The following is a 25,784-nucleotide window of genomic DNA, read 5'->3' as shown; positions in this document are numbered from 1 at the left end:
CAAAGCGCCGCCGATGCCACAGACGTTTTGCCGCCCACGGCCCTGGTAGCACGGGCCATGGGCGGAGCGGGGGGCTTAGTGATCCCGGTTCTTCAGCAGCTTCAGTGCCGAAAGCAGGTTTGCCTTGTCATCGGTCCATGGCAGCGCGCCGTCGGTTTCGACGATTTGCCAGTTGCCATCCTGCGCAAAACTCTCAATTCGGGATTTGTCGGGGCTCAGGATCACAACGCTGCTGGTGGCGGCTCCGGTTTCAACCTGCTCTTCACCCACGGCCAGCCGCTGATGCGCAGCGGTCAGGTTCAAACTGTCGGCAATTCGGGCCAAAGGCAGGACCAGATCGTAGAACCGGTTTGTGATGTGGAACACCAAAACCCCATCATCGGCGAGGCGGCTGGTATACATCTCCACCGCCTCGCGTGTGATCAAGTGAAGCGGAATCGCGTCCGAGCTGTACGCATCCAAAACCAGGATATCGAAGGCAAAAGGCTTTTGCTTCAGAACGATTCGGGCGTCACCCAGATGGGTTTCGGAATCGGGCGTGCATTCCGACAGATAGGTGAACAGCGAAGGGTCGCGTGCGATCTGGTCAACGGTCGCGTCGATCTCGAAGAAGTCCCAGTTTTGCGCAGGCTGCCGATAGCAGGCCAGTGCACCTGTTCCAAGACCTACAATTCCGATGCTGTCGGATTGCTTGCCGAAGTCCGACGTGATGACCTGCGCCATCGGTCCTTCGGGGTGATAATAGGACAGCGGAGTGGGCCGAGCGCCATATTCGGATTCGCGTTGCCAGCCATGCACCGTGGTGCCGTTCTTGTAGACACGGTAGCCCTCGCTTGAATACACCGAATGCACGCCGAAAAAGCTGCGATCTTCAAACACCGGATTGTTCTTTACCGCAAATGCGGGCAGCAGAACGACGGTAAGAACCACAGGGATACGCATGGCCTGTGCCCGAAACAGGTACAGCACCGCGAATATCAGCGCGAACAGGGCACCTGCACGCGGGATATCCGCGCTCAGGGCTGCGACGCCGCGTGTCGCACCTGCGATGACGAGGATGAAAACACTTGCCGCGATGCCCATGATGACATGGCGAACGGCAAATCCCGGAGCGCGGACAAGAAACAATCCTCCGGCCAGGATCATGGTGATTGGCGCCTCCAACTCACGTGTGAAGGCAATCGGCGCAACGATCGAATTGAACAGCCCACCAATTGCTCCGCCCATGGAAAGGGCGATGTAGAACACTGTCAATTGCTCGGCGGATGGGCGCATGTCGTACAGCAGGCGGTGCGCAAAAAGGGCGATGATGAACAGCACCGGGACATAGAGCAGAATAACCACCGGCGCGTCATGCTCGCTGACCACCTTGGACACCAGTACGACACCCGCCGCCAGCGCCGCCAGCATGGGCAGGTTCAAGGCGTCCAACGTCAGGTGTTTCCATTTGGCAAACGCGACGATGAAGGACAGGATATAGACCGCCAGCGGAACGACCCAGATCAAGGGGAGAGCACCCAGATCCGTGCTGACCCGCGTTGTGAAGGACAGCATCAAGGAAGAGGGGATGAAGGCGACGAACACCCAGACAGCGATCTGCCGCAGGGTCGGGAAACTGGCCTTGAGCGCCGTTTGGGCCGACGGATTCGTGTGCCGTGATCCCCGCAAGGCGATCATGCCACTGCTAAGCAAAAGCGCGCCGAACAGCACGAAGCCGACCAGCCAGGCACGGCTGATCTCGGCCGCGCCAAAAAATGGATCCGCAACCAGGGGGAAGGCCAACAACGCCAGCAAGGATCCGATATTGCTGGCGCTGTAAAGGAAATACGGATCATCCGCCGAAGGCCCGCCCGACCTGGCGTACCAGGCCTGCAACAGGGGCGCATTTGCCGACAATACCGCAAAAGGTACACCCACACCTACGGCGAACAGGCCAAGCGTTTGCAGCGCGGTCGAGGTCGAGGCGTCATAGCTCCAGCTTTCGCTGGTGGACAGCGGCAGGAAAGTCAGCGCCGCCACCCAAAAGGCAAAATGGGCGATGATCTGCCAGCGCAAAGGCAGAAACTTGGTCAACAGGTGCGCGTACACATACCCGAGTATCAACACCACTTGAAAAAACAGCATTGCGGTCGTCCAGACCGCCGGGGCGCCGCCGATTTTTGGAAGAACCAGTTTGGCAAAAAGCGGCTGGACAAAGAACAGCAGACTGGCGCTCGTGAAAATCGCCGCGCAGAAGATCGCAATGGTTGCTGATCCGAATCTGGACGTCTTGGGAACGTCTAGGTTGGAAATACTCACGTTTGCCACCCGGGTTGTTGTGTTTGACGAAGGAGTTAAGCGGGGATTCCGCCCGAATTATGGCTCAACACAGTAAAATGTTTGGCTTCTGGTCGGATTGTTCTCGAAAGCAAGGGTAAAATGGGCGCCTTCAATTCTGGCAAAGCTTTGCTGATGCCAGACTTGTGATTGTCAGATTTCCAAAACCTGTGAGAATTGGAGTGAATATTACAGAAGGAATACCGACATGCGTAGCTTGATACTTGCTTCAATTTTTTCGCTCGGAGGGGCTTTGGCCGCCATGGCTGACGACATCATCAAAGTTCAAACGAACAAATCCGTAGCCGAGGCGCTGGATGCGCTGGAAGCGGCGGTTGGCAACGCAGGGGCCACTGTCTTCGCCCGTATCGACCACGCGGCCGGGGCGGAAAAGGTCGGTACGCCCATCCCGGCCAATCAAGTGCTGATTTTCGGCAATCCTGCGCTGGGCACGCCGGCCATGCAGATCGATCCGCGTGCAGGGTTGTTCCTGCCGCTCAAGGTGCAGGCGTATGAGGATGGGAACGGTCAGGTCTGGTTGGCCTATGAAGACCCCAAGGAAACGATGGACGAGCTGGATGACGTCGAAAAGTCACCAGTCATCGAGAAGATGCGCGGTGCGCTCGCCAAGTTGACCGCTGCGGCCGCGGGTTAAGACCTTTTGGGTCATGTGCTTGCGCTTTTCACACGTGCAAGCGCGTTTCGCGCGATCAGGATGTGAAATGGCAGGATCGCAGCCAGGTACAGGCGCCCGCCAAGGTTATGGCGTCGGACCCACGTGGCCAGCGAGATGCGGCCGTTTTCCGACAGGACGGAAACCCGGAAATCCAGGTGGCGATCATTGAATCCTGCGATCACCTCGGTCCTGCCATCATGTTCGACCGGGAAGATCCCCAGCTTGTCGCCGGCATCCGGGCCTGTCGTGCTGAGGCCAAAGGGTGTCACCAGCAGGCCGCGCAGCCGAACCAGTGCCATCGCCCATCCGGGGAACGCGGTGATGATTTCCGCGGCCCGGCGCGGCGGAAGATTGGATTCAACACTGAAGCAGTCCAGAAAGTCGCCGGTTTTGAACCGTTCGTTCAGCAGGCTGTGCGCGGACAGTTCGGAACGCTTTACCGGCGAATGAAACATAAAGCTATCCTCTGAGCGTGGTCAGAGCCTCTTTCAGATCAATCGCTCCATCATAAAGCGCGCGGCCGGAAATGGCACCGTTCAAAGCTGCGCCACAATCGCGCAGGGCGATCAGATCGGCGATCGAGGACACGCCGCCAGATGCGATGACCGGAATATCGACCGATTTGGCAAGCTCTGCGGTGGCCTCGACATTGGGGCCCTGCATCGCGCCGTCCCGGTTGATGTCGGTGTATATGATCGCGGCTACGCCCGCGTCTTCGAAGCTGCGGGCCAGATCCGTTACCTGAACGTCGGTTTCTTCGGCCCAACCCTTGGTGGCAACCAGACCGTTGCGCGCGTCGATGCCCACGGCGACCTTGCCAGGAAAGGCTTTGGCCGCTTCGCGCACCAGATCGGGGTTCTCGACCGCGACCGTGCCCAGAATCACGCGGGCCAGACCTTTGTCGATCCAGGTCTCGATGGTGGCCATGTCGCGGATGCCGCCACCCAATTGCGCGGGCACGTCGCAGGCTTTCAGAATCGCCTCGACCGGGGCGGCGTTGACCGGCTCACCTGCAAAAGCGCCGTTCAGATCGACCAGATGCAGCCACTCGCACCCGGCCTCGACAAAGGCGCGGGCCTGCGCGGCGGGGTCTTCGTTGAACACGGTGGCCTTGTCCATTTCACCACGCAGCAGGCGCACGGCATTGCCGTCTTTGAGGTCGATGGCGGGGTAGAGGATCATGTCGGGCGGCCCTATATCTGTGTTGCACGCGCGGGATATCGCACAGGCGGGGCAGGGGATGCAACGCGACGCTGGGTCATTCTTGCCCGCAGCTGGCTGCCGGGTCAGACTGCCATCAAAACAGGGAGACCATCATGAAGAAATTTACGTTTGCAGCGGGTTTGATGTTTCTTGCGACCAGCGCGATGGCTGCGGATCCCGTCGACGGTCTGTGGAAGACTGCACCCGGTGATACCGGCGGCTATCTGCACGTGACGATTTCCGGATGCGGCAGTGCGATCTGCGGAACCATCGACAGCGCCTTTGATGCGGATGGCAACGAGCAGTTGGAATATGAAAACCTGGGCAAACAGATCATTTGGGACATGGTGCCCGATGGCGGCGGAAGCTATGACAGCGGCAAGATCTGGGCACCGGACCGGGACAAAACCTACAATTCGAAAATGTCACTGGACGGCCAGAACAAACTGACCGTCAAGGGATGCGTGGCGGGCGGTCTTATCTGTCGCGGTCAAACCTGGACGCGTGTTCAGTAAGCCTCAGGGTTTCCAGGTTAGGAAGTTTCCCAGCATGCGCAGGCCGACGTCCTGGCTTTTCTCGGGGTGAAACTGCATTCCAACCATCGTGTCACGGCCAATCACGGCCGTGACCTCCTGCCCGTAGTCCACATAAGCCAATCGCTGTGCCGGGTCGGACACCCGGAAGTGGTACGAGTGGACGAAATAGGTGTGATCGCCGGATTTCACCCCGTTGAACACCGGGTGATCGCTGTCCAGAACAAGATCGTTCCAGCCCATATGGGGCACTTTCAGCGATGTGTCTGACGGCTCGATCCTGACGACATCGCCGGCAATCCAGCCCAGACCATCCGTTTCGCTGTATTCATGGCCCTTGGTTGCCATCAACTGCATCCCCACACAGATGCCCAGAAACGGGCGGCCTTTCTGTTCGACCGCCTCGACCATCGCGTCATAGATGCCCTTGTGCCCACGCAATTCGGCAGCGCATGCCGGAAACGCCCCGTCGCCGGGCAGAACCAAGCGATCGGCGCGTGCCACAACATCCGCGTCCGAGGTGACGACAACCTCTCCGGCGCCGACCTCTTGCGCCATGCGCTGAAACGCTTTTTCCGCCGAGTGCAGGTTGCCGCTTTCGTAGTCGATAATGGCGGTCAGCATTTACAACGCGCCTTTGGTCGACGGAATCGCATCTGCCTTGCGCGGATCAGTTTCAACAGCGTCGCGCAGCGCGCGCGCGACGGCCTTGAAGGCGGCCTCGGCGATGTGGTGGCTGTTGAAACCGTGCAGCTGGTCGATATGCAGCGTGATGCCGCCATGGGTGCTGAGCGCCTGAAAGAACTCGCGCACAAGTTCTGTGTCGAACGCACCGATTTTCTGCGTCGGCAGATCCACATTCCAGATCAGATAGGGGCGGCCCGACAGGTCCAGCGCACAGCGTACCTGGGCGTCGTCCATCGGTAGGTGGCATTCTCCGTACCGCCGGATCCCTTTCTTGTCGCCCAGAGCCTGCGTCAAAGCCTGCCCCAGCGCGATGCCGGTATCTTCAACCGTGTGGTGATCATCAATGTGATAATCGCCCTTGGCGCTGATCGTCATGTCGATCAGCGAATGGCGCGCCAGCTGATCCAGCATGTGATCAAAAAAGCCAACTCCGGTCTGGTTGTCATACATGCCGGTGCCATCCAGATTGATCTCGACCGAAATTTCGGTTTCGGCAGTCTGGCGGCTGATCTTTGCGCTGCGCATGGGCGAATTCCTTTTGCTACAGGCGCGCTTATAGACGGGGAAGGTCGGGGTTTTCCAGACCGCGCGTTGCGATCGCTGCAAACTGTTGCAAGGGATTGCACCCGGCTTGGCCCCGTGTCAGCTTGCCAACAACACGAACCGATAGGGTCAAACCATGTCCACCTGCGTTTTCATCCAGATCCGCTGCAAGCCCGGCACCACCTACAAGGTCGCCGAGGAAATCGCCCTGCGCGAAATCCACTCTGAACTGTATTCCACCAGCGGTGAATATGATCTGCTGCTCAAGCTCTATATCCCCGAGACCGAGGATGTGGGCCATTTCATCAACGAACACCTGCTGGTGATTCCCAATATCGAACGCTCGCTGACCACAATGACGTTCAAGGCGTTTTAGCCCAGTTCGAATGAGGTGACGCCAAAGACACGGCTCAGATCGATATCCGGCGCGCGGCCGGAATACATCCGGGCCGTTTCAAACACCTTTTCCAACCCGAGCTTTGCGGCCAGCGCAAACGCGGCCGTGTTGGGCAAAGGCATGTCGATGAAAACGGCATCCTGTGAATGGTGGGCTGGCACGGTTTCCAGCAAACTGGCCAGCAGGGCTTCGGCGATGCTCTCGCGATCTGCAAAAAGCGGCCCGATCTTGTACCCTGTCCGGCAGGGGCGCAACGTTGCATACCCCTTGATCTGACCATCCTCGGAATACACGCGGGACATATGGCCAGGCGCGCTGATCCAGCCCTGCAAGAACGCGTCGCGGCGGGCCGGAAAAAGGTGCCGGTCGTAGGCGAACAAAGCCTCGGACGCCGCCGTCAGGGGCTCAACGCCGGTTGATGGGGTCAGAGCCTGCTGCAACTTCTCTACAGTCGCCGTGAAACGATAGTTGTTATAGGCGAAAGAAAATCCCGAACTGCGGTAGTTGTGTTGCTGGTCGACGACCCCATCCAGACCGATGTTGCCCGCATTGCAGTTTTCCAAGGCATGCCGCCAGATTTTCAGCCCGTGGCCCGATCCGCGAAACTCGGGCAGGACGATGTAGAAGCCAAGGAACGCAAATGCGTCATCATACTGAACGACCGAGATGGAAGCGATCATTTCGCCATCCAGGAATCCCCCGAGAAACCCGCGAGTATCCGTGCCGTGGAAGCAACGAGCATCGTGATGCCCCGGGTTCCACCCTTCGCGCCCGGCCCAATCAACGGCCTTTTGGACCTCGTCAACGGTAAGAGGGCGGATGACGTAATCAGACATGGGTGAATCCTGCGTTGGGCAATGCAACCAGAATGACGCAATGTCTTGTGAAGAGCCAGCATGTATGGAGAGTTTGGTATCTGGAGCGGGCGAGGCGATTCGAACGCCCGACCCTAACCTTGGCAAGGTTATGCTCTACCCCTGAGCTACGCCCGCATCAGATACATATGTGGTCCGAAGACCTCTCAATGGAGCGGGCGAGGCGATTCGAACGCCCGACCCTAACCTTGGCAAGGTTATGCTCTACCCCTGAGCTACGCCCGCGCCGTTGAGTGAGGAGGGATTTATAAATTCCCACGCGGGGCTGCAAGCGGAAAAACACAAAATAGAGGAAAAATATTTCGACGGAACCCGGCATCTGGCCCGTTCAATCTCAAACACGGATCAAAAAAGGACACAGGCAGAGGGGCTTTCATGATTTCTGTTGCAGACATGAAGATAATGGCGCTGGCCGCAATGATCTTGCTGGTCACCGCGATGCCGAAATCGGACGATCACGAACACGGTCAGATCACGCCCGTTTTGTCGAAAGCGCCCCATGTGATGATTACGGATCTGACGGGATAACACCCGCCAACCGAGCTACAGCGCCAGAATCAGGTTGGCGATGGCCGCAACCAGAATGGCCAGGAACGTCAGGCTCATGCCAGCCTGCCGCAGGATGACGATCTGGGGCGTGCGCCCGAATCCGTAAGCGTGCAGCAGACGCCCGGCCAGCAACATCAAACCCAGTATATGCACAAGCAACCCTCCGGCGCCCTGTAATTCCACCATGGCGATCAGCAAAAGGGCGATAGGGGCGTATTCGGCGCAATTGGAATGTGTCCGTATCGCCTTGATCATCAATTTGCTGCCCCCATCCCCGACCGAGATTTTGTCGCTGCGGCGCTGAAGGATCACTTTGACGCTGAGTGCCACGTAAAGAATAGCGATCAGGGCCGCATAGATCGGGGTGATAGCAAGCATGGTGGGTCTCCGTTCCAGCATAGAAAAAGGGCCGCGCGGTTTCCCGCGCGGCCCTTTGAACTGTAACCGGTTCGGCAGGTTATTCCAGCTCGACCAGAAGGTCCTTTGCGTCAATCTGGCCACCGGGCTGCACATGAACGGCCTTGACGGTCGCATCGCGCTCGGCGTGGATGCCGGTTTCCATCTTCATCGCCTCGATGGTCAGCAACATGTCGCCTTCCTTGACCTGCTGGCCCGCTGTTACGGCGACGGTGGCAACAACACCGGGCATCGGCGCACCGACATGATCCGGGTTGCCGACCTCGGCCTTGGGCCGCGCCTGCGTGGTCGAGGTGACCAGCCGGTTCGGAACCCGGATCACGCGCGGTTGGCCGTTGAGTTCAAAGAACACTTTGACCTCGCCCTTTTCATCCGTTTCGCCGATGGCCTGACACCGGATTTCCAGCGTCTTGCCGGGGTCGATTTCCGCGGTGATCTCTTCGCCCGGCTCCATGCCGTAGAAGAAGGTGCGCGTTGGCAGGGTACGAACCGGGCCGTAGATCCGGTGGCGACCCATGTAGTCCAGGAACACCTTGGGATACATCAGATAGCCGTTCAGATCCTCGTCATCGACCTCTTTGCCTTCCAGCTGCTTGGACAGCTCGGCGCGGGTGGCTTCAAGATCGACCGGGGGCACGTCCTTGCCGGGTCGCTGCGTGTTGGGAACCTCGTCTTTCAGCACCTTCTTGATGATGGTCTCGGGGAAACCGCCCGGAGGCTGACCCAGATTGCCGCGCATCATGTCCACGACCGAATCGGGGAAGGCCACGTCGGTATTCGGGTCCTCGACCTGTTCACGTGTCATGTTCTGGCTGACCATCATCAGCGCCATGTCACCAACGACCTTGGAAGACGGCGTGACCTTCACGATATCACCGAACATCTGGTTCACGTCAGCATACATCTGGGCCACTTCGTGCCAGCGTTCTTCCAGACCCAGGCTGCGTGCCTGTGCCTTGAGGTTGGTGAACTGACCGCCCGGCATCTCGTGCAGATAGACCTCGGACGCAGGGGCCTGAAGGCTGGATTCGAAGGCCGCATACTGGCCACGCACAGCCTCGAAGTAATCGCTGATTTCACGAATGGCCTTGATGTCCAGCCCGGTGTCGCGGTCGGTATGGCGCAGCGCCTCGACAACCGTACCCAGCGTCGCCTGGCTGGTGTTGCCCGAGAAGCTGTCCATCGCGCAGTCAACTGCATCCACACCCGCCTCGGACGCGGCCAGAATGGTCGCACTGGCAATACCGGCAGTGTCATGGGTGTGGAAGTGTATCGGTAGCCCTACCTCTTCTTTCAGCGCACGGATCAGGATCTTGGCCGCGGCCGGTTTCAGCAGGCCCGCCATGTCCTTAAGGCCCAGAATATGCGCGCCGGCGTCACGTAGTTCTTTCGCCATGCCGACATAGTATTTCAGGTCATACTTGGCGCGATCCGGGTCAAGAATATCGCCAGTGTAACAGACGGTACCTTCGCAAATCTTGCCGCTATCGACGACCGCATCCATCGCCACGCGCATGTTTTCGACCCAGTTCAGCGAGTCGAAGACGCGGAACACGTCAATTCCTGTCGCCGCCTGACGCACGAACTCCTGCACCACGTTGTCAGGATAGTTCGTATAGCCCACGCCGTTTGCGCCGCGCAGCAGCATCTGGGTCATCAGGTTCGGCATCGCCTCGCGCAGGTCCCGCAGGCGCTGCCACGGGCATTCCTGCAAGAACCGATACGCCACGTCGAAAGTCGCGCCGCCCCAGCATTCGACCGAGAACAGCTGCGGCAAGTTCGCTGCATAGGAGGGAGCCACCTTGATCATGTCGATCGAGCGCATCCGGGTCGCCAGCAGAGACTGGTGCCCGTCGCGCATGGTGGTGTCGGTGATCAGCAGTTGGCGCTGTGCCTTCATCCAGTCGGCCACCGCCTGCGGGCCCTTCTGCTCCAGCAGGTTGCGCGTACCCATCTGCGGTTCGGCCTTCAGCGCCGGAGGCCTGGCCTCTTTCAGGTCGGCGCGCGGGCGCGGGCGGTCCTTGGTTTCGGGATGCCCGTTCACGGTGATGTCCGCGATATAGGTCAGAACCTTGGTGCCGCGGTCGCGCCGCTTCTTGAAGGTGAACAGTTCGGGCGTCGTGTCGATGAACTTGGTGGTGTATTCGTTCGACAAGAAGGTCGGATGCTTCAGCAGGTTGATGACGAAGTCGATATTCGTCGAAACCCCGCGGATGCGGAACTCGCGCAGGGCGCGATCCATCCGGGATATCGCCTTTTCGGGCGTGGGGGCCCAGGCCGTAACCTTGGTCAGCAGCGAGTCGTAATAGCGCGTAATCACCCCGCCCGCATAGGCCGTGCCGCCATCCAGACGGATGCCCATACCGGTGGCCGAGCGATAGGCGGTGATCCGGCCATAATCGGGGATGAAGTTGTTCTGTGGGTCCTCGGTGGTGATCCGTGTCTGCAACGCGTGGCCGTTGAGCTGGATATCCTTTTGGCTGGCCATGCCCGTCGCCTCGGCCAGCGTCTTGCCCTCGGCGATCAGGATCTGCGCCTGCACGATGTCGATACCGGTGACTTCTTCGGTCACGGTGTGTTCGACCTGTACGCGCGGATTGACTTCGATGAAATAGAACTTGCCGGTGTCCATATCCATCAGGAACTCGACCGTGCCGGCACATTCGTAATTGACATGCGCACAGATCCTGCGGCCAAGCTCGCAGATCTCGGCGCGCTGTTCGTCGCTCAGATACGGGGCAGGGGCGCGTTCCACGACTTTCTGGTTCCGGCGCTGGACCGAGCAGTCGCGTTCATACAGGTGATAGATTTCACCATGCTTGTCGCCCAGGATCTGCACCTCGACATGGCGCGCACGAATGATCATCTTTTCCAGATAACCCTCGCCATTGCCGAATGCGGCTTCGGCCTCGCGACGGCCTTCCAGCACTTTCTCTTCCAGCTCTTCTTCCGACTGGATCGGGCGCATGCCGCGCCCGCCGCCGCCCCAAGACGCCTTGAGCATCAGCGGATAGCCGATTTCGGCGGCCTCCTTGCGGATCGCGTCCATGTCATCGCCCAGAACTTCGGTGGCGGGAATGACCGGAACGCCTGCTTCGATGGCTACGCGTCGCGCGCTGGCCTTGTCGCCAAGCGCGCGCATGGTTTCCGCCGTGGGGCCGATGAAGGTGATGCCGTTCTTGACGCAGGCATCGACGAAATCCGGGTTCTCGGACAGCAGGCCATATCCCGGATGAATCGCGTCGGCGCCACATTGCTTGGCAACACGGATGATCTCGTCGATCGAAAGATACGCGGCAACCGGCCCCATGCCTTCACCGATCTGATACGCCTCGTCCGCCTTGAACCGGTGCAGGCCCAGTTTGTCTTCTTCAGCGTAGACGGCGACGGTTCGTTTTCCCATCTCGTTTGCTGCGCGCATGACGCGGATGGCAATCTCGCCGCGGTTGGCGATCAGGATCTTGTTGAAGTCTGTCATGATAGGTCCCGGTCTTTTGTGTATGGGCGTCTTATTGGGCGGAGAATACGCGCAGGTATATCCGTTCTTCTGGGTAGAACCGGCATGTTATCGCTCGCAAACGCCCTATGATCGCAGCGCCCTTATACTTTTGCTGCGCCGCAGCATCAAATGTTTAACGTTAACTCTCAATCTGACACAGGCTTGCAAGGCCCATCTGGCCCATATTTGCATGCAGGTCCTGCCTGAGAATCTCGATGACATGTGCAGGCCCCCGCGCGCCAAGTGCCGCGAGACCATACAAAAAAGCCCGCCCGAGCATGACGAAGTCTGCGCCCAGCGACATGGCCCGCAAAATATCCAGGCCGCCTTCGACACCACTGTCGAAGATCAGGGGCAGGCGGGTTGCATCCCGGACAGAGGGCAGAACCTCGATGCTGGCCGGGGCCGCATCAAATTGACGGCCGCCATGATTCGACACCCACAAGGCATCGACACCGACCTGTTCCAGCCTGCTCGTATCCTCAGGTCGCAGGACACCCTTCAGGACAAGCGGACCGTCCCAATGGTCGCGCAGCCATTTGACATAGTCCAGATCCGGCGAGGTTCGAAGCAGGTAACCGATATGAGCCGTGGGCGGCAGATTTCCGGGGTTTTCGATATATTTGTCCAGCGTTCGCATATGCGGCACACCGTTGCGCAGCATGCCCATCGCCCAGGCGGGTCTTTGGCCGATCTGCGCCAGAATGCGCGGGGTCAGCTTTGGCGGTTGCCGCAGGCCCGATCGTGTCTGCCTTTCCCTGCGCGATGCGACGGGAACATCCGCGGTGAGGACCAGGGTTTTGAACCCGGCTTTGCGGACCCGGTTCAGCAGGTCTTTTCGAATATCCGGATCCCGGGGCGGGTAAAGCTGGAACCAGGCATTGTCCCCAAGATGCGGTGCCATGTCTTCGGGGCTTTGGCTGGCTACGGTCGACAGGGTATAGGGAATACCCGCCTCTGCGGCCGCGCTGGCAAGCAGTTGCTCGGCGCGGGGCCAGACCAGCCCGGACATTCCGATCGGCGCGACTCCGAACGGCAGCGGATACGAAGCGTCGAGAAACGACTTTGACGTATCAAAGTTCAGCTCGCCATGCAGGATCGAGGGGCAGAGGCGCACCTCATCCAGCGCCTGGCGGTTCCGGTGCAGTGTCGTTTCAATCCCGGTTCCACTGTCGATATACTCCCACACGAAATGCGGCAGACGACGGCGCGCACGGTGTTTCAGATCCGGTATGCCGGGATAAGTGCTGTGCAAGTCCATGCAGATTGATCCGACCTGCCATGCGATTCGGCAAGTTTTTTAAGCTGCATCCTTAGGTGGTTGCCGGTGTTCAGGCGGCACATTTTTGGTCTGGTTCCTGGTGCCGCTTGCAACATGCACCTGGTTGCGCCCCTTGTCCTTGGCGACATAAAGCGCATCGTCTGCCGCGCGCATCAGGTCCTGCGGCATGGTGCCGTGGGCCGGGTAATGTGCGACCCCGACCGATATCGTAATGCGCGGCAAGGCCTTCTCGCCATATCGTACGGTTACGGCTTCAACCGCCTGGCGCAGTTGTTCGGCTCGGGTCACGGCATCTTCGGGGCTGTTGTCAGGCAGGATCAGCATGAACTCTTCACCCCCGATGCGGCAGGCGACTTCGTCCCGGTCGCACCCTTGTTCCAGGGCGGCGCCGACGGCGCGCAACACCATGTCGCCCGCATCATGCCCATGAGTATCGTTGAACTTCTTGAAGTGATCCACGTCCACGGCGATCAGGCTTAGCGCGGCGCCCGTCTGCTGGCTGCGGCTGATGGACTTGCGCAGCGTCTCGGTCATATGGCGGCGATTGAACAGCCCGGTCAGGGGGTCTCGTACCGATTGGTCGTGAAGCTGATCCCGCATGCGGACATTGGCGATCGCCATACTGATCTGTTCGGCGCACAATTGGGCCAGCTTGCGGCTCTTGTTGAAGCAGTCTTCGCGCCCCTCAAGTGCCCGCAGATGCAAAAGACCAACGGTTTCGCCATGGGCCAGAATGGGAAAGCAGAAATAAGGCCGCCCGTCATGCGGTTCGGCGTGTTCGCAGACAAAATCAATCTCGGATGCGCCGAACTCGTAGGTCCGGCCGCGCCGCAAGCCCCAGCATCCTTCGGGATGAATGTGGGATTTATGGGATCCACCGTTCCAGCTGGCGCAGCCATCCAGCACGTCGCGTGAGTTTGAGTAGACGTACACGCTGCCTTCGGCCTCTGGCAGGATGTGGGTCATAAAGCGAGACACCATGTCGAACAGTTCATCCAGCGACCGGCTTGATTGCAGCCATTCGTTCAATTCACCCAACAGGCGGACCTCTCGGGCCAGGCGCAGTTGCTCGTCCATCAGCTCCCTCTCTTTCTGGGCCCGTTTGCGAAGGTCGCGAACCTGACGACGGTTGGTGCGATGGACAATCAGGATGACAGTCGTCAGCGCCAGCAGGGCGACCCCGCTCAGCAGCGCCAGAGACAGGCGAACGCGCGTGATGAACAGGTTCCGCAGGTCGGTTATGTCGGAATAGAACTCAATCGCGCCCAGGAACGTCGCGTCCTTGATGATCGGCGTATAGACCTCGGCCACATGGCGGCTGCTCAGTTCCGTATCCCGGGAATTGTCGACAACAAAGGAATCAACTTCGGTAACCGGCTTCTCTTCGTGTTTGTAAAAAAGGCCCCCAGCGGCGACGATCGACTGGAAATAGGGTTTCGTATTCACGAAACCGACGTCGCTGGCTCGGGTCGACCAGAACACCTGCCCCGAAGCATCGAACAGCTTGAAGCGATAAATGTCCGTGGTTTCGGGCAGTAGCTCCAGAAACTCCCGGTCATGATCGGTCAATGCGTGAAAACGGAATGCCTGTTCAAGATCGTTCAGATGGCTTTCGACCTGGCGGCTCATCCGCATCGCGTTTTTTCGCAGGTCTGCTTCCAGCATGCGATCAACCACTGGCGCCGGGGCGGCGTAGATTCCCCAGCCCGCTGCTGCAGTCAGCGCGAGCAGCATCAGGGCCACGCCCATCATCTTAAGCCTCGAGGACTGACCCGTCAGTTCCGCCTGTTTCATTTGTCCGCTCCCACTACACTGTGCCAAACATCCCAGTCAGGATTTGACAGAGAGTTAACGGGGGTGCGGGGCGGTGGCGTGTTTGTTGAGAATTGAATGTAAAAAGAAGTGCGAAAAGTCTGTGAACAAGCCGTGAACAAACCCTTTCCCTTCGCGCTTATCCGGCGTAGTTTGGGGCCATGAGCAGTTTTGACGAAATGGACGCCTTCGAGGGCGCATCGCTGTCGGCGCGGGCCATGGCCGTGCGCCCTTCGCCCTATCTGGATGATCTGAACCCGGCACAACGGGACGCGGTCGAGCGTCTGGACGGACCGGTTCTGATGCTGGCAGGTGCCGGGACGGGCAAGACCAAGGCTCTGACCACCCGGATCGCGCATCTTCTCAACACTGCGCGCGCACGTCCGAATGAGATTCTGTCGGTAACCTTCACCAACAAGGCCGCGCGCGAGATGAAGGAACGGGTGGGCCGCCTGTTGGGGCAGCCTGCTGAGGGGATGCCATGGCTGGGTACCTTTCATTCGATCTGCGTCAAACTGCTGCGCCGCCATGCGGAACTGGTCGATTTGAAATCGAACTTCACCATTCTGGATACCGACGACCAGTTGCGCCTGCTCAAGCAGTTGGTGCAGGCCGCAAATATCGACGACAAACGCTGGCCTGCGCGGATGTTGCTGGGAATCATCGACGATTGGAAGAACCGTGCGCTGACGCCCGACAAGGTGCCAGCCGCCGATGCCGGGGCTTATGACAGCAAGGGCATTGAGTTGTATGCTCAATATCAGACCCGCCTGCGCGAATTGAATGCGGTGGATTTCGGCGATCTGCTTCTGCACATGGTTACGATCTTCCAGGCCCATCAGGATGTTCTGCAGCAATACCAGCGCTGGTTCCGCTATATCCTGGTGGACGAGTATCAGGACACCAACATCGCCCAATATCTGTGGCTGCGGCTGCTGGCGGGCGGGCACAAGAACATCTGCTGCGTCGGCGATGACGATCAGTCGATCTATGGCTGGCGCGGGGCCGAGGTGGGCAACATCCTGCGGTTCGAAAAGGACTTTCCCGGCGCGTATGTGGTGCGGCTGGAACAGAACTACCGCTCGACCCCGCATATTCTGGCGGCTGCGTCGAACGTCATTCGCGGCAATGAAAACCGCCTGGGCAAAGAGCTGTGGACCGAAGCCGAGGAAGGCCACAAGATCAATCTGATCGGCCATTGGGATGGCGAGGAAGAGGCCCGCTGGATCGGCGAGGAGATCGACGCGATGCAGGGCGGTACGCGCGGTATTCGCCCGATGAACCTTGATGAGATCGCGATCCTCGTGCGCGCCAGCCACCAGATGCGCGCCTTCGAAGACAGGTTTCTGACCATCGGTCTACCCTACAAGGTGATCGGCGGCCCGCGCTTTTATGAGCGGATGGAGATTCGCGATGCCATGGCCTATTTCCGGCTGGTGGTCAGCCCCGAGGATGATCTTGCGTTTGAGAGAATCGTAAACACGCCGAAACGCGGCCTTGGCGACAAGGCGCAGCAAACCATCCAGATGACCGCGCGCGAAAATGGGGTGTCACTGGTCGAAGGGGCTCGGATTGCGGTCGACAACGGGCTGATCAACGGCAAGGGAGGCAAGGCGCTGCGCGAACTGATCGACGGTCTGGCGCGTTGGAATGCGATGACGCGTGGGCCACGGATCGAGGTGGACGACGATTCGGTGATCGATGACGGTTCGCTCATGCGGTTCGGCGCACCCGAGCATACGCATATCGAACTTGCGCAGATCATTCTCGACGAATCCGGCTATACCGCCCACTGGCAGAACGACAAGACACCCGAAGCGCCGGGGCGCCTTGAAAACCTCAAGGAACTGGTGAACCAGCTGGACAATTTCGAGAACCTGCAAGGGTTTCTGGAACATGTCAGTCTGGTCATGGACAACGAACAGGACAGCGACGGCGCCAAGGTTTCGATCATGACCCTGCACGCGGCCAAGGGGCTGGAGTTTCCCGCCGTCTTCCTGCCGGGCTGGGAAGACGGGCTGTTCCCCTCGCAGCGGTCAATGGACGAATCCGGGCTCAAGGGGCTCGAGGAAGAACGGCGCCTGGCCTATGTCGGCATCACCCGTGCCGAAGAAGTGTGTACCATTTCTTTTGCCGCCAACCGGCGGGTGTTCGGGCAGTGGCAGAACTCCATGCCGTCCCGGTTCATCGACGAATTGCCGGAAGATCACGTTGAGGTCCTTACGCCTCCGGGTCTCTATGGTGGCGGCCAGCCCGCTGCGGGCATTGAAACCCGTGCGGCCGAAGCGAATGTCTACAACTCGCCGGGCTGGAGGCGGATGCAGGCGCGCCAGGGGCAATACGGCATGTCGCAGCCGCGCGAATCCCGCAACACGGTGATCGACGCGACCGCCGTGGCCAGTTTCACGCTGGGGGAACGGGTGTTCCACCAGAAATTCGGCTATGGCGCGGTTGTCGGGATCGAGGGCGACAAGGTCGAAGTCGAATTCGACAAGGCAGGCACAAAGAAAGTGGTCTCGCGTTTTCTGACCAACAAGGATGACGTCCCGTTCTGAGGCGTCATATCCCTTCGACCAGAACCAGATTGGTCGAGGCGGTAGCTTGCCGGATTTTCGCCAGCTCGATGTAATCAGGGTCGTCTTTCCAGGCTTTCGCCGTGGCAAGGTCCGGAAATTCCATCAGCACAATGCCACCTTCGGGCCAATCGCCTTCGATCCGTTCGACCGGTTTCGATGAGACCGTGAGCAGGCGGCCTTTGTGGCGGTCGAAGATCGGCATGAAACCCGCCAGATAATCCTGATACCCATCCGGGTCGTGGATGTCGATCTGCGCGATGAAATAGGCGGCCATTGTTTCCTCCGGATCAGAAATCAGAGGGCCTTCTTACACCTATGTCAGAAAAACAAAAAAACGGCGGTTCCCAGGGAGGAGGAAGGGGAACCGCCGTCTTGTCAACATCAGAGCAGGGAGGAGGAGAGCCCCGATGTATTCGAACCCGGGGTTGAGCCCGGTATGGAGAAGACGCGGCGACGTCAGGGAGGAGGAAGGCGTCGCCGCGCGCTTTCAACATCAAGGCAGGGAGGAGGAGAGCCTCGATGTATCAGGATCCGGCGGGTTGAGGCCGGTATTTGGTGCGGCAACGTCAGGGAGGAGGAGAGACGTTGCCGCTGATAACAGACCCTAAGGGAGGAGGAAGGGCCTGATCTCGGTATTCGTGGCGCGCTTATTGCGCGATGTGATCATTGGCGGCCTGCATGGCCACCCGACGGATCATGGACCGATGCAGGCCCAGATCGGCCAGTTCACGGTCCGACAGTCCTGCCAGCTCATTGACGGTCTGGCGATACATACGATAGCGGGCAAAACGCGCCTTTGCGTTTTCGATCAAAGTTGCGATTCCGAACGCCGGTGCGCTCTTCGAGGCTGTATGTGTGCTTGCGACTGCCATGCTCATCATCCGTATTCATTTGCTTTGCCGATTACGCTCGGCCCTTGCTTGAGGTTGAAAATAGGCAAATGCTGCGATTGCACAATAGGTCGCGTCGTCAATGCTGCTATGCAGCAAGCGCATAGATTGGTTCAGTTTTTTCCTTCAACTCTAAATGCGCCTTGAAACATTGGGCCTTCCCTTGGGTCACGGGTAACAGCGGAAACATGGCCTTCCCACGGCTTGCCCTCTAATTGAGCGGTGTTGGCTGGAATTTGTGCGCAATAAAACGATTTTAGACGTGCGTGTGACCGAAGCGCCAGGCAAAGCGCGGCGGTTCAACTATTCCCTGTTGCCCAGTTTACCGGTTTCGCAGGTCGTAGGGCGTACTGCCTGAACGCCACGGGATTTCATGGGCCGATGTGGTTGTCGGGGGCGAAGTCCCGTCGGAATTGCGCGCGAAAAGCGAATGATTCTGCGAGATCGCTGCCCAAGGATGCTGGGTTTTTCCAATCAAAACGGCAATTCTTTAGATTTTTTGGGAAATCGTGGGAAAAAAATTTCAGCCTCAAATCATCTATATCTAGGGGGTGTTGTGTTGCTGTGGCCTATAGTTGGTGTTATTGTGTTCAAGTTTCATGGTAGTATTGTTCCTGAAGCGTGATACATGGAACACGGTTCGCAAAATTCCTGTTGATTTCCATGAATTCCCATGGCATCCCTAATACATCCGATGAGGACGAGGCAGCAGGGGCACCAAACGACCCCGACCAAAAATAATCAGGTTTCATACAGGCATCTCGCTTTCATCAATCAAGAGATCCGGCGCGCGGGCGAGCAGACATCCCCCCAGGTGGCGCGTGCAGCTGGACATCCCGCACAGCGGGTCAATGCGGCGGGTTGATCAGTGGCAGCAGATCAACCCGCCGTTTTTCATCCGGGGGGAACGCGAATTTCAAGTGGGGCGCAAGCGAAAGGGACAGTCGTCTTGGCGCGCAGGTTTAGAGGTGAAAGCCACCATAAGGTGGATGCGAAAGGCAGGGTGTCGATCCCGGCCTCGTTTCGCCGCGTGCTTGAGTCCTCCGATCCCAACTGGCAGCCCGGCGACAATCCAGAGCTTGTGATCGTCTACGGGGATCATCGCCGCAAATACCTGGAATGCTATACCATGCAGGCCATCGACGAGGTCGATGCCAAGATCGACGCGCTGCCTCGCGGTTCGATGAAGCGCAAGATGTTGCAGCGCCTGTTCCACGGGCAGTCCTTCCCGACCAATGTCGATGAAACCGGGAGGCTGGTGCTGCCGGCAAAGCTGCGCAAGAAGATTGGCCTTGAGGGCGAGGCGTTTTTTATCGCCGCCGGGGATACTTTTCAGATCTGGAAGCCGGAAACCTACGAATCCGAAGAATTGGCGGCGACCGAGGAATGGCTGGACGGCCTTGGCGACGATGTTGATCCTTTGCAATTCCTCGATGAAGTCGAGGGCGGGTGACGGCATGGCGGCCGCGGATCACCCACAACCGGACGCTCCTCACATCCCTGTCTTGCTGCGCCCGCTCCTGGCGGCGGTGGCGCCGGTCACGGGCGTCTGGCTGGACGGAACCTTCGGCGCAGGCGGGTACACCCGCGGAATGCTGGAGGCCGGGGCCGACAAGGTGATTGGCGTGGATCGCGACCCGCTGGCTTTTGAGATGGCGTCAGACTGGGCGGGCGCCTATGGTGATCGGCTGGTGATGCAGCCCGGCGTGTTCTCTCGTATGGATGAATATGCGCAGAACCTGGACGGCGTTGTTCTGGACCTTGGCGTTTCCTCGATGCAACTGGACCAGGCCGACCGCGGGTTTTCCTTCATGAAGAATGGTCCTTTGGACATGCGCATGAGCCAGGATGGCGAAAGCGCCGCCGATCTGGTCAATACCGCGACCGAGGCGCAACTGGCCGACATTCTGTTCCACTATGGTGAAGAGCGCGCCAGCCGCCGGATTGCCAGAGCGATCGTCAAAGCGCGCGCGGAAGAGCCGATCACCACGACCCTGCGTCTGGCCGAGATCATCGAATCCTGCCTGCCGCGTCCTAAACCGGGTCAATCCCACCCGGCCACGCGCAGCTTTCAGGGGCTGCGGATCGCCGTGAATGCAGAATATGAAGAACTGTTTCAGGGGCTGATGGCCGCTGAACGTGCTTTGAAGCCCGGCGGGCAACTGGCCGTTGTCACTTTCCACTCCATTGAAGACCGAATGGTGAAACGGTTTTTCCAGTCCCGCGCGGGCAAGACGGGGCGCGCGAACCGCTATGCGCCCGAGATTGAACAGGAACAGCCGCAATTCACACTGAAGACCCGCAAGGCGGTGGGGCCTGACGAACAGGAATTGCAGGAAAACCCGCGCGCGCGCTCGGCCAAACTGCGCGTGGCGATCCGAACCGATGCTCCGGCGGGTGAAATTGAAGCGCGGGCCATCGGTATGCCGCAACTGGGGGGAAGGGCAAGATGAAGAGTGTTTTGTATGTGTTGACTGCTCTGTCCGTGTTCGGGTTGGCGTTGTGGGCCTATCAGGAAAACTACCGGACCCAGCAAGTGGTAAAGGAAACCCAGTCTTTGCAGCGCGAGATCGGAATGGCACAGGTGCGCTTGGCCGTTCTGAACGCGGAATGGGCCTATCTGAACCGCCCGGACAGGCTGCGCGAACTGGCCGACCTGAACTTTGAACGCCTTGGCCTGCTGCCGTTGCGGGCCGAGCAGTTCGGACGCGCGGATCAGATCGCCTATGCCGAAGACCCGGACCTGCCCGTCGTTGATCCGATTGAATTGCAGGCCATCACTGACATTCAGGCTTTGGGCGAGGTGCAAATTCCATGACACGCACCCCTCTGCGCCCCCTGGCCCGAATCCTGGATGCCCGCGCGCGGGGCGAAAACCCCAAGGCAATCGAGCGCGAGAACATCCGCAAGCGTCACGAAGACATGAAAGATCGCGCCCGCGCCCGTGCCGAAGGGCGTCTGCTGGTACTGGGCCTGTTCTTCTTCTGCGCTTTTTCCGTTGTCGGCTTCCGCATGGGCATGTTGGCGACCTCGGAAGCACAAGAGCCTCTGGCCAGCGCGCCGGGAGCAGCGATTGCCATGCAGCGCGCCAACATCGTCGATCGCGAAGGGCGCATACTGGCCACCAATCTGGACACCTATTCCGTTTACGCGCAGCCCCCTTTGATGATCGATCCCGTTGCCGCTGCAGAGCAGTTGGTTGCGATTTTTCCTGATCTGGAAAAAGAGCGGCTGATCAAGGACTTCACCGGCAACCGCAAATTTTTGTGGATCAAGAAACGCATTTCGCCCGAGCAGAAGCAGGCCGTGCACGACATCGGTGATCCCGGCATCCTGTTCGGTCCGCGTGAAATGCGGCTTTACCCCAACGGGCGGCTGGCCGCTCATATCCTGGGCGGGTCCGGTTTTGGTCGTGAAGGCGTCAGCGCCGCCGAAGTGATCGGCGTGGCTGGTGTGGAAAAGCAGTTCGACGATTATCTGCGCGATCCGGCCAACGGTAACAAGCCGCTGCAACTGTCGCTGGACCTGACGATTCAAGCCGCAGTTGAACAGGTTCTGTACGGCGGTATGAAGATCATGAACGCCAAGGGGGCTTCGGCCGTTCTGATGAACGCGCATACGGGCGAGGTTATTTCCGCTGCTTCGCTGCCTTCTTTTGATCCGAATGACCGTCCGCGCCCACCGACCTCGGGCTTTGACCCCTCGGACAGCCCGCTGTTCAACCGTTATGTGCAAGGCGTGTATGAACTGGGATCTGTTTTCAAGATTTTCACCGCGGCCCAGGCCGTTGAACTTGGATTGGTGAATTCGAACACCATCATCGATACGTCCGGGCCGATGAAGATCGGCCGCTTTCCCATCGGCGAATTCAACGGCAAGAATTACGGCAAGATCAGCGTAGCGGATGTGATCGTCCACAGCTCGAACCGAGGCACGGGGCGTCTGGCCTTGCAAATCGGCGCCAAACGGCAGCAGGAGTTTCTGGACGCGCTTGGCATGTTCGATCCGACCCCTTTCGAGATCGTCGAGGCCAAGGGCGGTGTGCCGCTGAAACCGAAGAAATGGGGCGAGCTCAGTACCGTGACAATTTCCTATGGCCATGGCCTGTCGACCAGCCCGATGCATCTGGCCGCGGGATACGCGGCGATTGCCAATGGCGGACATTACGTCAGCCCGACCATTCTGCGCCAGAACGGCCCGCAATACGGGCCTCGTGTCATGTCGCAGAACACTGCACGGCAGGCGCAAAAGATGCTGCGCAAAGTGGTAACGGACGGCACCGCCAGTTTCGCCGAGGTCAAGGGCTATGACGTGGCGGGCAAGACCGGTACGGCCGACAAGCCCAAACCGCGCGGCGGATACTATGATGACAAGGTCATTGCCACCTTCGCGACGATCTTCCCGGCCTACGATCCGCAATACGTTCTGATCGTAACGTTGGACGAGCCTTCGATCGTTGCCTACGGTGAAAAACGCCGCACGGCTGGTTGGACCGCCGTGCCTGTTGCCGCCGAACTGATCGGACGCGTCGCACCGTTGTTGGGGTTGCGTCCCCGGCTTGAGCCTGAGGCGGGCGCTGCTATAACGCTGACCTCAAACTAGGCTGTCCGGCAAGAGGTGGGTCATGGGCACAAGGACGAAGAAACTCAGCCAGCTGGCCCTGACCGCAAGAGAGGGCGCAAACCCGGATATCACTGGTCTGGCCGTTGACAGCCGCGAGGTGAAAGAGGGCTTCCTCTTTGCCGCGCTGCCCGGGTCCCGCGTTCATGGCGCAGAGTTCATCCAGTTTGCCCTGCGCATGGGGGCCGCTGCGATCCTGACCGATACCGAAGGGGCAGAGATCGCCGAGGCCGAACTGGCAGCCTCGGACGCAGCGCTGGCCGTGGCGGAAGACCCGCGTCAGGCGCTGGCCGGTGCCGCGGCGCTGTGGTTCGGCGCGCAGCCGCAAACCATCGTGGCCGTAACGGGAACGAACGGCAAAACATCTGTTTCCACCTTCGTCCGGCAGATCTGGTCCGCGCTTGGCCACGCCGCCGTAAACCTCGGCACCACCGGGGTTGAAGGTGCGTGGACAGCGCCGCTGGCCCACACCACGCCCGAGCCGATCACCTTGCACCGCTGTCTGGCCGAGGCGGCCGAGAACGGTGTGACCCATGCCGCAATGGAGGCTTCGTCCCACGGCCTTGAGCAGCGCCGCCTTGATGGCGTTCACCTGACCGCCGCCGGTTTCTCGAACTTCACGCAGGACCACCTGGATTACCACGAAACCTTCGAGGCCTATTTCAACGCAAAGGCCGGTCTGTTCGACCGGGTTTTGCCGCAGGATGGAACGGCCGTCGTCAACCTGAGCGACCCGAAAGGGGCCCAGGTCCGGCGGATCGCCGAGATGCGCGGCCAGTCGGTGCTGACGGTGGGGCTGGGCGATGCCGACCTGTGTCTGATCAACCAGCGGTTCGACGCCACGGGGCAGGACCTGCGCTTTGCGTGGCAGGGCCGAACGTTCCAGACCCGCCTGAACCTGATCGGCGGGTTCCAGGCCGAAAACATCCTGCTGGCCTGTGGGCTGGTGATTGCTGCCGGGGACAGCCCTGAAAGCGTGTTCGAAACTCTGCCCCATCTGACGACGGTTCGCGGGCGGATGCAACTGGCAGCCACGCGTGACAATGGAGCGGCGGTGTTTGTGGATTATGCCCACACGCCTGATGCTGTCGCCACGGCTCTCAAGGCGCTGCGCCCGCATGTGATGGGCCGTCTGATTGCCGTTATCGGTGCGGGCGGGGATCGCGACGCCAGCAAACGCCCCTTGATGGGTAGGGCGGCAGCCCACCATGCAGACGTGGTCTTTGTCACCGATGACAACCCGCGCAGCGAAGATCCCGCAGTCATCCGCGCGGCCGTGATGGCAGGCGCGTCAGAGGCAGCAGGCGACGCCAGCGTGACCGAAGTCGGCGACCGCGCCGAGGCCATCCTGCGCGGCATCGATGCGCTGCAACCCGGTGATGCGCTGCTGATCGCCGGAAAGGGGCATGAAACCGGTCAGATCGTGGGGGATCAGGTTCTGCCCTTCGACGATGTGGAACAGGCCAGCATTTCCGTTGCAGCGCTGGACGGGAGGGTCGCATGACGCTCTGGACTGCATCCGAAGCGGCCGCGGCGACGGGCGGTCAGGCGACGACCGACTGGACCGCAAATGGCGTATCCATCGACACCCGCACCCTTCGACCCGGCGATCTGTTCGTGGCGCTGAAAGCAGCGCGGGACGGGCATGATTTCGTCGCACAGGCGCTGGAAAAAGGAGCAGGCGCCGCACTGGTTTCCCGTGTTCCGGACGATGTACCGGACGGGGCTCCTCTGCTGATCGTCAAAGACGTGCAGGCGGGGCTAGAGGCCCTGGGGAAAGCAGCACGGGCCCGAACGGATGCGCGCGTGGTCGGCGTGACAGGCAGTGTGGGTAAAACATCGACCAAGGAAATGCTGGCGACAATTCTGGAAACCCAAGGGAAAACCCACGCCAGCGTCGCCAGTTACAACAACCATTGGGGCGTGCCCCTGACCCTCGCGCGGATGCCTCGCGATACGGAATTTGCGGTGATCGAGATCGGCATGAATCACCCCGGCGAAATTGCCCCGCTCGCCGAACAGGCCCGCCCGCATGTGGCGCTGGTGACGACCGTGGCGGCAGTGCATCTGGAGGCTTTCGAGTCGGTGGCTGGTATTGCCCGGGAAAAAGCGGCGATCTTTGAAGGGCTTGAACCTGGCGGGGCTGCGATCGTCAATGCAGATATCGACCACGCGGACATCCTGCGCCAGACAGCGCAGGCGCATGGGGCGGGGATTGTTGATTTTGGGCGCAGCGCGGCGGATTACCGGCTGACCGATGTTCAACCCGAGTCCAACGCAGTGAAGGCCAGGGCACTGGTCGGTGATCAGGTGATTCAATTAGAGGTGAACTCCGCCGGCACGCATTTCGCGATGAACGCGCTTGGCGCTTTGGCGGCCTGCGTCGAATTGGGGGTCGATCTGGATCAGGCCATCGCGGGCCTGCCAGCGTGGTCACCCGTCAAGGGGCGTGGGGTACGCGAAAGCTTGCCATTGTCAGGGGGTGGGCAGATCGAGCTTTTGGATGACAGCTACAACGCCAACCCGACCTCGATGGAGGCTGCGCTGGATGTCTTGGCCGCCTCCAAAGGCACCCGCCGCATTGCGTTTCTGGGTGACATGAAGGAACTGGGCGCCCAGGAAGAGGCCATGCATGCCGCCATGGCGGATATCGAGGCGATGGCGCGGGTGGATCAGGTTCATTGCATCGGGCCGTTGATGCAGGCGATGCACCGCGCGCTGCCCGAGAAGAAACGTGGGCTCTGGTTCGCAACCAGTGCGGAAATGGCAGAACATCTGCCTGCTTTGATCCGGGATGGAGACACGGTGCTCGCCAAGGGCTCACTCAGCATGGCGTTGGCCGCGATTGTTGACGGTCTGCGCAAAATGGGGCAAGGGGGCGCGCTTGATGGGTGAACTTGCCCGCGCGC

The 25,784-nt window shown here is 59.8% G+C and carries 23 protein-coding genes and 2 tRNA genes; 11 read left to right on the top strand and 14 right to left on the bottom strand.

The genetic code is table 11. The features are described from left to right. Positions 1–75: 75 nt before the first annotated feature. Positions 76–2,298, bottom strand: coding sequence for a fused MFS/spermidine synthase (locus FIU92_RS11430; RefSeq protein WP_254705300.1), 2,223 nt, complete (start codon positions 2,296–2,298; stop codon positions 76–78). Between the two features lie 226 nt (positions 2,299–2,524). On the opposite strand from FIU92_RS11430, the gene FIU92_RS11425 reads away from it, so the two are divergent. Beyond that, complete coding sequence (locus FIU92_RS11425; RefSeq protein WP_152458686.1) at positions 2,525–2,971, top strand: DUF302 domain-containing protein; 447 nt, start codon at positions 2,525–2,527, stop codon at positions 2,969–2,971. An 11-nt stretch (positions 2,972–2,982) separates the two neighbouring features. Here FIU92_RS11425 and FIU92_RS11420 read toward each other — a convergent pair whose 3' ends face one another. Together FIU92_RS11420 and hisA are read right to left on the bottom strand one after the other, a co-directional pair. Next, entirely contained in the window at positions 2,983–3,447 is a 465-nt protein-coding gene (locus FIU92_RS11420) for a DUF2867 domain-containing protein (RefSeq protein ID WP_152458685.1), read from the bottom strand. 4 nt (positions 3,448–3,451) lie between these two features. Next, the gene (gene hisA, locus FIU92_RS11415; RefSeq protein ID WP_152458684.1) at positions 3,452–4,174 is read right to left on the bottom strand and encodes a 1-(5-phosphoribosyl)-5-[(5-phosphoribosylamino)methylideneamino]imidazole-4-carboxamide isomerase; all 723 of its coding nucleotides are present in this window, start codon (positions 4,172–4,174) and stop codon (positions 3,452–3,454) included. A 134-nt stretch (positions 4,175–4,308) separates the two neighbouring features. On the opposite strand from hisA, the gene FIU92_RS11410 reads away from it, so the two are divergent. Continuing rightward, positions 4,309–4,710: a DUF2147 domain-containing protein gene (locus FIU92_RS11410; RefSeq protein ID WP_152458683.1), complete on the top strand. Its 402-nt coding sequence runs from the start codon at positions 4,309–4,311 to the stop codon at positions 4,708–4,710. Between the two features lie 3 nt (positions 4,711–4,713). Here FIU92_RS11410 and hisH read toward each other — a convergent pair whose 3' ends face one another. Next, positions 4,714–5,352, bottom strand: a complete 639-nt coding sequence (hisH, locus tag FIU92_RS11405; RefSeq protein WP_152458682.1) for an imidazole glycerol phosphate synthase subunit HisH — start codon at positions 5,350–5,352, stop codon at positions 4,714–4,716. Further along, positions 5,353–5,940, bottom strand: a complete 588-nt coding sequence (hisB, locus tag FIU92_RS11400; protein ID WP_152458681.1) for an imidazoleglycerol-phosphate dehydratase HisB — start codon at positions 5,938–5,940, stop codon at positions 5,353–5,355. Between the two features lie 154 nt (positions 5,941–6,094). Here hisB and FIU92_RS11395 point away from each other — a divergent pair, with 154 nt between their 5' ends. After that, positions 6,095–6,334, top strand: coding sequence for an Lrp/AsnC family transcriptional regulator (locus FIU92_RS11395; RefSeq protein ID WP_050602861.1), 240 nt, complete (start codon positions 6,095–6,097; stop codon positions 6,332–6,334). Here FIU92_RS11395 and FIU92_RS11390 read toward each other — a convergent pair. The 3 genes from FIU92_RS11390 to FIU92_RS11380 form a co-directional block, all read right to left on the bottom strand. Further along, positions 6,331–7,191 carry a GNAT family N-acetyltransferase gene (locus tag FIU92_RS11390; RefSeq protein ID WP_152458680.1) on the bottom strand — a complete coding sequence of 287 codons (861 nt, stop codon included), beginning with the start codon at positions 7,189–7,191 and terminating at the stop codon, positions 6,331–6,333. The two genes, FIU92_RS11395 and FIU92_RS11390, sit on opposite strands and share 4 nt — an antisense overlap. A gap of 81 nt (positions 7,192–7,272) precedes the next feature. Further along, positions 7,273–7,347, bottom strand: a tRNA-Gly gene (locus FIU92_RS11385). 33 nt (positions 7,348–7,380) lie between these two features. After that, positions 7,381–7,455 (bottom strand) — tRNA-Gly (locus tag FIU92_RS11380). 150 nt (positions 7,456–7,605) lie between these two features. Here FIU92_RS11380 and FIU92_RS22780 point away from each other — a divergent pair. Then, complete coding sequence (locus FIU92_RS22780; RefSeq protein ID WP_171114892.1) at positions 7,606–7,758, top strand: hypothetical protein; 153 nt, start codon at positions 7,606–7,608, stop codon at positions 7,756–7,758. A 15-nt stretch (positions 7,759–7,773) separates the two neighbouring features. Here FIU92_RS22780 and FIU92_RS11375 read toward each other — a convergent pair whose 3' ends face one another. The 4 genes from FIU92_RS11375 to FIU92_RS11360 all read right to left on the bottom strand — a co-directional run bounded on the left by FIU92_RS11375 (position 7,774) and on the right by FIU92_RS11360 (position 14,771). Continuing rightward, a complete protein-coding gene (locus FIU92_RS11375) occupies positions 7,774–8,157 on the bottom strand; it encodes an MAPEG family protein (RefSeq protein WP_152458679.1) in 384 nt (127 codons plus the stop codon). Positions 8,158–8,236: 79 nt separating this feature from the next. Further along, on the bottom strand, positions 8,237–11,674 hold the full coding sequence (locus tag FIU92_RS11370) for a pyruvate carboxylase (RefSeq protein WP_152458678.1): 3,438 nt from the start codon (positions 11,672–11,674) through the stop codon (positions 8,237–8,239). Between the two features lie 160 nt (positions 11,675–11,834). After that, on the bottom strand, positions 11,835–12,956 hold the full coding sequence (locus FIU92_RS11365; RefSeq protein WP_152458677.1) for an alpha-hydroxy acid oxidase: 1,122 nt from the start codon (positions 12,954–12,956) through the stop codon (positions 11,835–11,837). 39 nt (positions 12,957–12,995) lie between these two features. After that, positions 12,996–14,771 carry a diguanylate cyclase gene (locus FIU92_RS11360; protein WP_152458676.1) on the bottom strand — a complete coding sequence of 592 codons (1,776 nt, stop codon included), beginning with the start codon at positions 14,769–14,771 and terminating at the stop codon, positions 12,996–12,998. 179 nt (positions 14,772–14,950) lie between these two features. Here FIU92_RS11360 and FIU92_RS11355 point away from each other — a divergent pair, with 179 nt between their 5' ends. Continuing rightward, complete coding sequence (locus FIU92_RS11355; protein ID WP_152458675.1) at positions 14,951–17,344, top strand: ATP-dependent helicase; 2,394 nt, start codon at positions 14,951–14,953, stop codon at positions 17,342–17,344. Positions 17,345–17,348: 4 nt separating this feature from the next. On the opposite strand, the gene FIU92_RS11350 is transcribed toward FIU92_RS11355, so the two are convergent. Both FIU92_RS11350 and FIU92_RS11345 read right to left on the bottom strand, forming a co-directional pair. Beyond that, a complete protein-coding gene (locus FIU92_RS11350; protein ID WP_152458674.1) occupies positions 17,349–17,639 on the bottom strand; it encodes a DUF1330 domain-containing protein in 291 nt (96 codons plus the stop codon). 373 nt (positions 17,640–18,012) lie between these two features. Next, positions 18,013–18,237 carry a DUF1127 domain-containing protein gene (locus FIU92_RS11345; RefSeq protein ID WP_152458673.1) on the bottom strand — a complete coding sequence of 75 codons (225 nt, stop codon included), beginning with the start codon at positions 18,235–18,237 and terminating at the stop codon, positions 18,013–18,015. 967 nt (positions 18,238–19,204) lie between these two features. Here FIU92_RS11345 and mraZ point away from each other — a divergent pair. The 6 genes from mraZ to murF are packed head-to-tail and all read left to right on the top strand — an operon-like array spanning position 19,205 to position 25,770. Beyond that, the gene (gene mraZ / locus FIU92_RS11340) at positions 19,205–19,708 is read left to right on the top strand and encodes a division/cell wall cluster transcriptional repressor MraZ (RefSeq protein ID WP_152458672.1); all 504 of its coding nucleotides are present in this window, start codon (positions 19,205–19,207) and stop codon (positions 19,706–19,708) included. 4 nt (positions 19,709–19,712) lie between these two features. Next, positions 19,713–20,708 carry a 16S rRNA (cytosine(1402)-N(4))-methyltransferase RsmH gene (rsmH, locus tag FIU92_RS11335; protein ID WP_152459899.1) on the top strand — a complete coding sequence of 332 codons (996 nt, stop codon included), beginning with the start codon at positions 19,713–19,715 and terminating at the stop codon, positions 20,706–20,708. Further along, a complete protein-coding gene (locus tag FIU92_RS11330) occupies positions 20,705–21,073 on the top strand; it encodes a cell division protein FtsL (RefSeq protein WP_152458671.1) in 369 nt (122 codons plus the stop codon). Before rsmH ends, FIU92_RS11330 begins: the two co-directional genes overlap by 4 nt. After that, entirely contained in the window at positions 21,070–22,857 is a 1,788-nt protein-coding gene (locus FIU92_RS11325; RefSeq protein WP_152458670.1) for a penicillin-binding protein 2, read from the top strand. The genes FIU92_RS11330 and FIU92_RS11325 overlap by 4 nt, the downstream gene beginning before the upstream one ends. Before the next feature lie 22 nt (positions 22,858–22,879). Beyond that, complete coding sequence (locus FIU92_RS11320; protein WP_152458669.1) at positions 22,880–24,379, top strand: UDP-N-acetylmuramoyl-L-alanyl-D-glutamate--2,6-diaminopimelate ligase; 1,500 nt, start codon at positions 22,880–22,882, stop codon at positions 24,377–24,379. Beyond that, positions 24,376–25,770: a UDP-N-acetylmuramoyl-tripeptide--D-alanyl-D-alanine ligase gene (murF, locus tag FIU92_RS11315; RefSeq protein WP_152458668.1), complete on the top strand. Its 1,395-nt coding sequence runs from the start codon at positions 24,376–24,378 to the stop codon at positions 25,768–25,770. The genes FIU92_RS11320 and murF overlap by 4 nt, the downstream gene beginning before the upstream one ends. The last annotated feature ends 14 nt before the right edge of the window (positions 25,771–25,784 follow it).

The sequence above is a fragment of the Ruegeria sp. THAF33 genome, from assembly GCF_009363615.1.
GTDB lineage: Bacteria > Pseudomonadota > Alphaproteobacteria > Rhodobacterales > Rhodobacteraceae > Ruegeria.
This window is presented reverse-complemented; position numbering and strand designations above follow the sequence as displayed.

Bases quoted from the DNA above. Each gene is read 5' to 3' on its own strand.
- hisH (WP_152458682.1), bottom strand. From the start codon at position 5,352: ATGCTGACCGCCATTATCGACTACGAAAGCGGCAACCTGCACTCGGCG.
- murF (WP_152458668.1), top strand. From the start codon at position 24,376: ATGACGCTCTGGACTGCATCCGAAGCGGCCGCGGCGACGGGCGGTCAG.
- FIU92_RS11370 (WP_152458678.1), bottom strand. From the start codon at position 11,674: ATGACAGACTTCAACAAGATCCTGATCGCCAACCGCGGCGAGATTGCC.
- hisA (WP_152458684.1), bottom strand. From the start codon at position 4,174: ATGATCCTCTACCCCGCCATCGACCTCAAAGACGGCAATGCCGTGCGC.
- rsmH (WP_152459899.1), top strand. From the start codon at position 19,713: ATGGCGGCCGCGGATCACCCACAACCGGACGCTCCTCACATCCCTGTC.
- FIU92_RS11410 (WP_152458683.1), top strand. From the start codon at position 4,309: ATGAAGAAATTTACGTTTGCAGCGGGTTTGATGTTTCTTGCGACCAGC.
- FIU92_RS11425 (WP_152458686.1), top strand. From the start codon at position 2,525: ATGCGTAGCTTGATACTTGCTTCAATTTTTTCGCTCGGAGGGGCTTTG.
- FIU92_RS11325 (WP_152458670.1), top strand. From the start codon at position 21,070: ATGACACGCACCCCTCTGCGCCCCCTGGCCCGAATCCTGGATGCCCGC.
- FIU92_RS11355 (WP_152458675.1), top strand. From the start codon at position 14,951: ATGAGCAGTTTTGACGAAATGGACGCCTTCGAGGGCGCATCGCTGTCG.
- FIU92_RS11345 (WP_152458673.1), bottom strand. From the start codon at position 18,237: ATGGCAGTCGCAAGCACACATACAGCCTCGAAGAGCGCACCGGCGTTC.
- FIU92_RS11360 (WP_152458676.1), bottom strand. From the start codon at position 14,771: ATGAAACAGGCGGAACTGACGGGTCAGTCCTCGAGGCTTAAGATGATG.
- FIU92_RS11390 (WP_152458680.1), bottom strand. From the start codon at position 7,191: ATGTCTGATTACGTCATCCGCCCTCTTACCGTTGACGAGGTCCAAAAG.
- FIU92_RS11330 (WP_152458671.1), top strand. From the start codon at position 20,705: ATGAAGAGTGTTTTGTATGTGTTGACTGCTCTGTCCGTGTTCGGGTTG.
- FIU92_RS11395 (WP_050602861.1), top strand. From the start codon at position 6,095: ATGTCCACCTGCGTTTTCATCCAGATCCGCTGCAAGCCCGGCACCACC.
- FIU92_RS11320 (WP_152458669.1), top strand. From the start codon at position 22,880: ATGGGCACAAGGACGAAGAAACTCAGCCAGCTGGCCCTGACCGCAAGA.
- FIU92_RS11375 (WP_152458679.1), bottom strand. From the start codon at position 8,157: ATGCTTGCTATCACCCCGATCTATGCGGCCCTGATCGCTATTCTTTAC.
- FIU92_RS22780 (WP_171114892.1), top strand. From the start codon at position 7,606: ATGATTTCTGTTGCAGACATGAAGATAATGGCGCTGGCCGCAATGATC.
- FIU92_RS11350 (WP_152458674.1), bottom strand. From the start codon at position 17,639: ATGGCCGCCTATTTCATCGCGCAGATCGACATCCACGACCCGGATGGG.
- FIU92_RS11365 (WP_152458677.1), bottom strand. From the start codon at position 12,956: ATGGACTTGCACAGCACTTATCCCGGCATACCGGATCTGAAACACCGT.
- hisB (WP_152458681.1), bottom strand. From the start codon at position 5,940: ATGCGCAGCGCAAAGATCAGCCGCCAGACTGCCGAAACCGAAATTTCG.
- FIU92_RS11420 (WP_152458685.1), bottom strand. From the start codon at position 3,447: ATGTTTCATTCGCCGGTAAAGCGTTCCGAACTGTCCGCGCACAGCCTG.